We start from the raw sequence: 7420 nt of genomic DNA, 5'->3' as shown, positions 1-7420 counted from the left end.
ATAGTGAGTATTTTCGAACAGTACCAGAATAGGGAATTCCCACTACCATTTTATCCAATTTCTCTTGACAAAACACAGCTCCTCTGCAACCTGTGCAATTCTTCGCAAGTGAGCAGGGATTGCACCCCTTGGAAGAAGCTGAGGAACTCACTCTCACGCTCGCTCGGTCTGCGGAAAAGGCAGGGTGAAAAGTCTTCATGGGAGAAGAGCAGGGATTGAAGAACCAGGGGGGTTGGTGTAGTATGGTGCATAAGAAGGACCTCTTTTGTTTGTTTTGTGTAGTAACTAAACAGTAACAGAAAAAGGTCCTTTTTTCTATATCCATCATGCAATTATCAGTAAAAACAAGACAGAGCTCTGTCAGTCACATGGGCCAGTAGCAGGTATGGGGTATGTGAGTGATGGTTTTGTATGTTTATGCATTACGAGGTTCTTGAAAACCTATTTTGCAATTGGCTCTCTTATTGAAGTTTTGTGCCAGTGTTGAGTAATTCCTTTTTCGATATTGTATACGTTGATCAAGTAATCTAGGTATATTTGCCAGATCAAGAAGATCCTTTGCAGATGCTTTTTCTGAAGAAATATACATTTGTCTATGCGCACTATCAGGAGTTTCTTCAAACAACCATTGTAAAAATGTATCAGATATTTCCTTCATATGTAATATCGGGAATAACCTAAAATCGTGAATATCAATATCTGTCTCTGGTGTTTCAATTCCATGGTTGCTTAACCAGTCGATAACTGGTTGATTTAGGAATATGGTATTTGAATCCTTGATATTACCTTTGAAATTGTCTTTAATCCCATAGAAACGAACGGCATATTGACTATTTTTAATAGGAACCAAATCAATGCAAGTATTTGATGGAAGATCGATTTCCCAATTGTTCTCAGGTACTCCTGTTATCACATGGGAGTCATGAAGAGTCCATCCTGTTCCAATATGAGAATTTTCAATCCATATTGAATGATTATTTGATTGAAGTTTAACCTGCATCTTGGAATTTTGGATAAAAATGGATGGATGTGGTTTAATATTTTTTGACCACATCCTTGTTGGGTCTAATTCTTTGTTCTGGATTGATAAAGTACTTGAAATTAGTTCCATGCTGGTTCCGAAATGAAGGAACTCCTGTTCATGCAATACAACCACAGCAACATCAAGCTCTGATATTTCTCTATCAAATATACTTGGATGAGCTCCTAGGGAAAGTCCAAACTTTCCATATAAATCATAGAATTTTGGAATCGAAAAATTAAAAGATTCGCTGGAAAAATTGTCAACACATTTTTCCATAAGTTTACAAATTGCTTTATCACTAAAAAGCCAGAGGCCTGTATCAATATAGAATGGATGATCAATAATACCTCGTAATTCTTGTTGGGTAGGTTTCTGGAGCATATTGTTTAATTTACTCGATTCATTTTTGTCACATACAAATACCCCGTGATTACTAGCTGTTAAGGGATCAGCTGACAATGCAAACAAAACAACATCGGCCTTGGGAATAACCAATTTGTTCTTTGATGGTAATATAAGCACGTCTCCGCTTGCCACAAGTATATTTTGATTTTCATCTGAATTATTGAGAATCTGTTCAGCAAACTGCACCTGAAGATCGGCCAGCGTCTGGTCAAGTCGTTGACCTCTAGCCCAACGAAAAACTGGTACAGGGAGAAATGGTTTTCCGGAAGGGGCATAGGCAGGGAGTCTTCTGCTAAGACCTCCGCCATGTATTATTACTTTCTTTGTAGCGTGTAGCCACTTATGAAAATCGTCTTCAGTATTATCATTTCGGAAAGATTCAGTAAGCAACCATGCTGTTCCTCCACCAGAACCCAGTTGTTGGTTTTTTGGATCAGAGGCAGTAAATAGTCTCTGAAAATTGGTAGATTTTTTTTCTATTGAGAAATGTTTAGCGGCATTGGCTGGCAAAGACAACATAATGTCCATGTAAATAGATTGCTCCTTTGATAATTTTCATTGGCCTAATTGTCTGACTGTCGAATGAATATATCTCATCAATATGGGTAAAATATTTTCATTTCAATACTTAATATTCATAGTATGAATTATAAGGTATATAATTTGCAACGGAATTTAGAATTTAGAATTAAATTTGCATCCATTCCATCGTCTTGGAGCTGATTTTTAGTTTATGCTTCATTCGGTCAATATGCAAAATTTCTTGAAACTGATTATATTTGTTTGTAGATTTTTCATTGGTTTGTAAAAAAAATCTAAAGCTTTCTCACCCCCTGCTACTCTGCCTCGGAATCAACTTAGACTGCAACACATGTTTGGTCTTTGCATAGGAACCTGTGCTGATGACCTGCTTGAGTATGCTTACCCCAAGGATGCCCATCTCCTGTAAAGGAAGCTCAAAGGTGGTGATAGGGATATTCCAGAAGGAAGAGAAATCCCTGTTGTCAAACCCGACTACCCGTACCTGGGAAGGGACTTCATACCCCAGGTTCTGCAGGCCAGCAATACATCCAGCTGCAATATAGTCATTGGCACAGAAAATACCATCAGTCTCAGGATAGTCTCTCATGAGTTCAATCGCTGCCTCAAACCCGTGGTCATAGTCATAATTCCCATAGTAGCGCAGGGTAGGCATTTGCATCTGCAGCTCTGTAACCCGGCTGGAGAATCCCTGCAAGCGGTCTTGTACTGAGAGTCGGTCCTCTGGGCCGCAGATCATCGCAGGGTGGCGCATGCCACAACCATAGAGATGCTCTGCCGCTTGATAACCCCCGGTGGTATTATCCGGGATGACACTGATCATCCCCGGTGTATCCATATTCACCGAGACAATGGGAATGTCAGAGTTCTGGGTATCCAAGTTGAACTCCTTCCAGATCGGAAGATGGTGACAAAACAATATTCCTTCCACCTTATGACTCTTCAAAAAGTGATACGCCTTCTTCAAGTCATTTCCAAACTCAATACCAGAGACAAAGAAGAGAGAGTGTTGTCCCCCAGAGAGCCCCTGCTCGATTCCTCTCACTATTTGATTCACGAACGTCTCAGTAATATCGGCTGCGAGGCACCCGATAATACCAGAAGAACGACTCTTCATACGGGAAGCATTCCAAGAAGGCACATAGCCAAGTGACTCTACCGCAGCAAGTACTCGCTTTCGTGTCATTTCGCTTACAGGACGCTTCCCATTCAGGGCGTGCGTAACCGTAGCAGGCGAAACGCCAGCAGCTTTTGCTACATCCATGATTGTCACAGGTTCTCCCATGCCACCTCTCCTAGAATGCCAGTGTAAAGCCTCACGATTGGTTTGTCACCCTTCAATTGCATAACTGCGAGATACTCCCTCTTCAAATGTATCCGGATCAAAGGAGAACGTTCGTCCTCCCGCGATACGGACCGTAAAGATCCGGTTCTTCTTAACAGGAGCTCCACCCTTGGTCTTGGTAATCGTCAGCTGGCTTTCCGTTACGCTACATTCCCACACATTGAACCTCCCCGTATGTAACTCGCTTACCCCGTCATCCTCAAAATAGGTGGAGGTGACCTGCTTTTCAGCAGTCTTGATCGGGAAGACCAAAAGTGCAACATGCTCAAACAGTGCATCCTGTAGGTGGGTACATCCCTCAGCAGTTGGAATGACTGCTCCCTCCTTCGCAAACCAGCGAATTTCTCCTCCGGGGGGGTAGCTGAGGAGAATCTCTGTTCCTCCTTCCCATGCATTCTCATCCTGGTCATACCACCACAGGTCTTTTGGAAGGTATACCGTGGTACTCTGCTTGCCCTTTTCCGTAACAAGCACTTTTAACAAGGAAGGACCGAACAGGGAGTGTATACAGTCTGGAGAGAGGGAGTCATCCTCAGGAAATTCCAGATGGAGCGAACGCTCCAAGGGAATTCCTTTGACAGCAGCCTCATATGCACAAGTATAAATATAGGGCATAAAGCGATAGTGTTCGAGAATAAGGCTCCGTATCGATCCCAAAGCCGTAGGGTACGACCAAGGTTCAGTAGGATTGCCATCTTCCCTCCAGGAGTGGATGACGAACCTTCCTTGGAATACTGCAGACTGGCATGAACGGACCAACAGCTCCTCCTCTGGGAATGCTCCAAAGAACCCCCCGAGGTCGTGCCCGAAGTAGGGTAATCCAGAGAGCCCAAAACCGATGCCCATCAGCTGGTTGTAATGAAGGGATTTCCAATCACTTACATTATCGCCTGACCAGGTTCTTGCAAACCTCTGTAGGCCTGCGTAACCACTGCGGGAGTATATCCAGGGACGACGGTCGGGTTGTGCTTCCTTGAATACCTCATAGGATGCCTCAGCCATCTTGATGGGATACAAGCTCTTGGTCTTGTATGCCTCCAGCGCAAAATCTTCAAGCTCCAGCTCGTTGTTGTCATTCCAGATGCCCGTGCATCCATGATTCAGGTATTGTTCCTTAAGCTGTTGCTTCCACCACTGTTTCGCCTCAGTGTTGTTGAAGTCAATGAAGGAGGCCTCTCCTCCCCAGAAGAATTCTTCATAGGGAGTTCCATCCTGGTCCTTGATCAAATAGCCCTTTTCCTTCAGCTCCTCATACCATGGGTGACTGGTCAGGATACCGGGCTTGATGTTCATACAGAGGTTGTAGCCTCTCTTGCTGAGTGAGGTCAGAAAAGCTTTATAGTCAGGGAACTTCTCTTTGTTCCAGAGGAACGTATATCGTTTCCCATCAGGACTCTTCAGATATCCTGAGGAAACATACATTCCCTCACAGGGAATCTGGTGCTTTTCTATGGTGGAGAAGTACGCAAGTATGCGCTTTTCTGCATCATCACTCTCCACATAGTTCATAGAGGAACCAAAGAACCCGAAACTGAACAGAGGAGGCAGGGCAGGGAAACCGGTAACGCTGTAGTAGTTTTTCAATACCTCATGGTAGTTCTCCCCAAGCAAGGCAACATAGCTATACGGCCCACCCTCTACCTCTACGGAGAAGAAGTAGGGGCTCTCCCTACCAAGGTCAAACAAGCGGATTTGACTCTGGTTGAACAATAGGCCACAGGTAACACGGTCTTCCTTATTGATTCTCAGCAAGAAGGGAACTGACTTGTACAAGGGGTCGGAGTTTGCAGCATCATATCCCAACGAGTCACGGTTAAACATGGAAAACCGGCGCCCTCTCCTGTTTGGACTCCCACTTTTGTCTCCCAGACCGTAGAACTCATCTGCGGAGAAGAGCGGAAAGTTGAACCGGCCGAAAGAGTCAGGAGAACCTGGCTTGGTGAAACAACGGATATGATAGTCAGGCAGTACCGTGTCAGCTGTCCCAACACGTCCACCATGCTGGAGAATTCCCCCATACCAGAGACTGACCGATGCATACCGCCTTTCGAGCACGATGCGGCTCTGGCCGCAAGTCAGGACGAATGCATGATTCTCTTCCGTAATTACAATCGATTGGTCCAGAACGAGCGAAGAGGCAGGTTGTGTAATATACCTGCTTGCCTCCATAAGCGTTTCATCAACAGGAACCGAATCAAAGTGGTAGGAAACCTCGATAATCTCCTGGGTATGGAAGGTGATATGGAGTTGGCCTCCCGTTCCTGTAGCTACAACCGTATTGCCGTCCTGAAGCGTGCAGGAATGGAGTGTGTGGATAATATGTTTCATAGATCACCCTTTTACCGATCCAGCGGCAATACCACTGAAGAAGAATCGCTGGAATGCAAGAAAGACTATGATGACTGGGATTATGGCGATGGTTGTCATCGCCAAGAGATCAGACCAGTTAATCTGCAGCTGACCGACAAAGTTAGCCAGCGCTTGCTGGATTGTCTGTTTCTTGTTGTCGGTGATGACGATCAAAGGCCAGAGATAATCGTTCCATCTCCACATAAAACTGAAGATTGCAATGGTGGCTACAATAGGCTTGCTCATGGGAAGAATGATGCGGAAGAAGATTGAATACTCCTTTGCCCCATCAATACGTGCAGCTTCAATGAGGGAGTCAGGAAGGTTCACCAGATACTGGCGTGCGAGAAATACCCCGGTCGGGGTTGCCGCCGGTGGAATGATGATTCCCCACAGAGAATTAAGCATTCCAAAATTCTTCAACTGAAGGAAAATTGGAATCATGATGACCTGCAAGGGGATCATGAGTGTGGCAATCATGATGGTGAAGATCAAATTTCTTCCCTTGAAGATATACTTGGCAAGTGCATATCCTGCCATAAGGTTTACCATCACCGTGATGAAGGTAGACACCACTGCCACGAATACTGTATTGGAGAAGTACACCGGGAAGTTCCCAGCCTGGAGGCTGCTGACATAGTTCTGTACTGTCCACTTCTGGGGGAGAAAGGTAAGCGGGACACGAAACAACTCGCTCTGTGGTTTGAAGGACGAGAGGACCACCCAGAGCACTGGGAGCAAAGTTGCGAGTGCGAGGACGATCAGGAGCACATAATGGATGGTGTTGTACACTTTCTGCTTATTCATAATCCTGCTCCTTTCCAGTGAACTTGAACTGCACCAAGGTAAAGATGCTGATAATCAACATCAGGACAATGGACATGGCACTTGCGTACCCCATCCGGTCTTCAAGGAATGCAACTTGGTAGACCTGTTGGACAATCAACTTGGTGGCATATCCAGGGCCTCCCTTTGTCATGACTGAGATCAACTCATATGCCTTGAATGATGCAATGGTAGAGAGCACCATGACCACGAGCAAGGTGCTCCTGAGCAAGGGGAGTGTTATTGCGGTGAACGTCTTAGTTGTAGAAGCCCCATCAATCGTGGCGGCCTCATAGAGTTCCAGGGGGATTGCCTGCAATCCTGCAATGAGGATGATCATGTAGTATCCAGCCTGAGCCCAGATGCTGACACCGATGATGGAAACCATGGCAAGGTTTCCGTCTGTAAGCCAGGGGATTCCTGAGCCACCAGATTGGCGGAGTAGATAGTTGATGATGCCCATCTCATCTCCCAAGATGAATCGCCAGGCAATACCGACGGTAATCATACTGAGCAGGGAAGGGATATAGAAGAGAGAACGGAATATCTTCTCTCCCTTGATGGTATTTTTATAGAGCAGCAAGGCCAGGGCCAAAGCATAGACCATGATCAAGCTGACAGTGAACAGCGAATACACAATCGTATTGCTGAATGTTTTCCAGAATACAGTGTCTTGAGCGAGTTCAACGAAGTTTGCAAAACCGATGAACCTGGGGGTAGTGAATACACCCCATTCGGTGAATGACATCCGTAGCCCCTGTATGGCAGGGACAATGATGAATAGACCGAATATGAGTATATTGGGAAGCAGGAAAAGCAGTGGTGCTGCTGTTTGATGGAAGTTTCCCTTGGTATGTTGTTTCATATGGTTGTGGTAGACAGGCTATCTGTCGGTAGAAACAATCGTGCTCCCCCTCATCTGAGGAGGAGCC

Annotated in this window: 5 protein-coding genes; all 5 read right to left on the bottom strand. The window is 45.3% G+C overall.

Features of this window, described 5'->3' with window-relative positions; translation table 11 throughout:
• Positions 1-415: 415 nt before the first annotated feature.
• Positions 416-1957: a fucose pyrophosphorylase domain-containing protein gene (locus DYP60_RS11765; RefSeq protein WP_117331208.1), complete on the bottom strand. Its 1542-nt coding sequence runs from the start codon at positions 1955-1957 to the stop codon at positions 416-418.
• 298 nt (positions 1958-2255) lie between these two features.
• Positions 2256-3254, bottom strand: a complete 999-nt coding sequence (locus tag DYP60_RS11760) for a LacI family DNA-binding transcriptional regulator (protein ID WP_117331207.1) — start codon at positions 3252-3254, stop codon at positions 2256-2258.
• Between the two features lie 45 nt (positions 3255-3299).
• Positions 3300-5642, bottom strand: a complete 2343-nt coding sequence (locus DYP60_RS11755) for a glycoside hydrolase family 31 protein (RefSeq protein WP_117331206.1) — start codon at positions 5640-5642, stop codon at positions 3300-3302.
• Between the two features lie 3 nt (positions 5643-5645).
• Positions 5646-6470 carry a carbohydrate ABC transporter permease gene (locus DYP60_RS11750; RefSeq protein ID WP_117331205.1) on the bottom strand — a complete coding sequence of 275 codons (825 nt, stop codon included), beginning with the start codon at positions 6468-6470 and terminating at the stop codon, positions 5646-5648.
• Entirely contained in the window at positions 6463-7353 is an 891-nt protein-coding gene (locus DYP60_RS11745; protein WP_117331204.1) for a carbohydrate ABC transporter permease, read from the bottom strand. Before DYP60_RS11745 ends, DYP60_RS11750 begins: the two co-directional genes overlap by 8 nt.
• Positions 7354-7420 lie beyond the last annotated feature (67 nt).

Origin of the sequence: Sphaerochaeta halotolerans, from assembly GCF_003429665.1 — a bacterium.
GTDB classification, from domain to species: Bacteria; Spirochaetota; Spirochaetia; order Sphaerochaetales; family Sphaerochaetaceae; genus Sphaerochaeta; species Sphaerochaeta halotolerans.
Note: the sequence above shows the minus strand (reverse complement) of the source record. Positions and strands in the feature narration are given on the sequence as shown.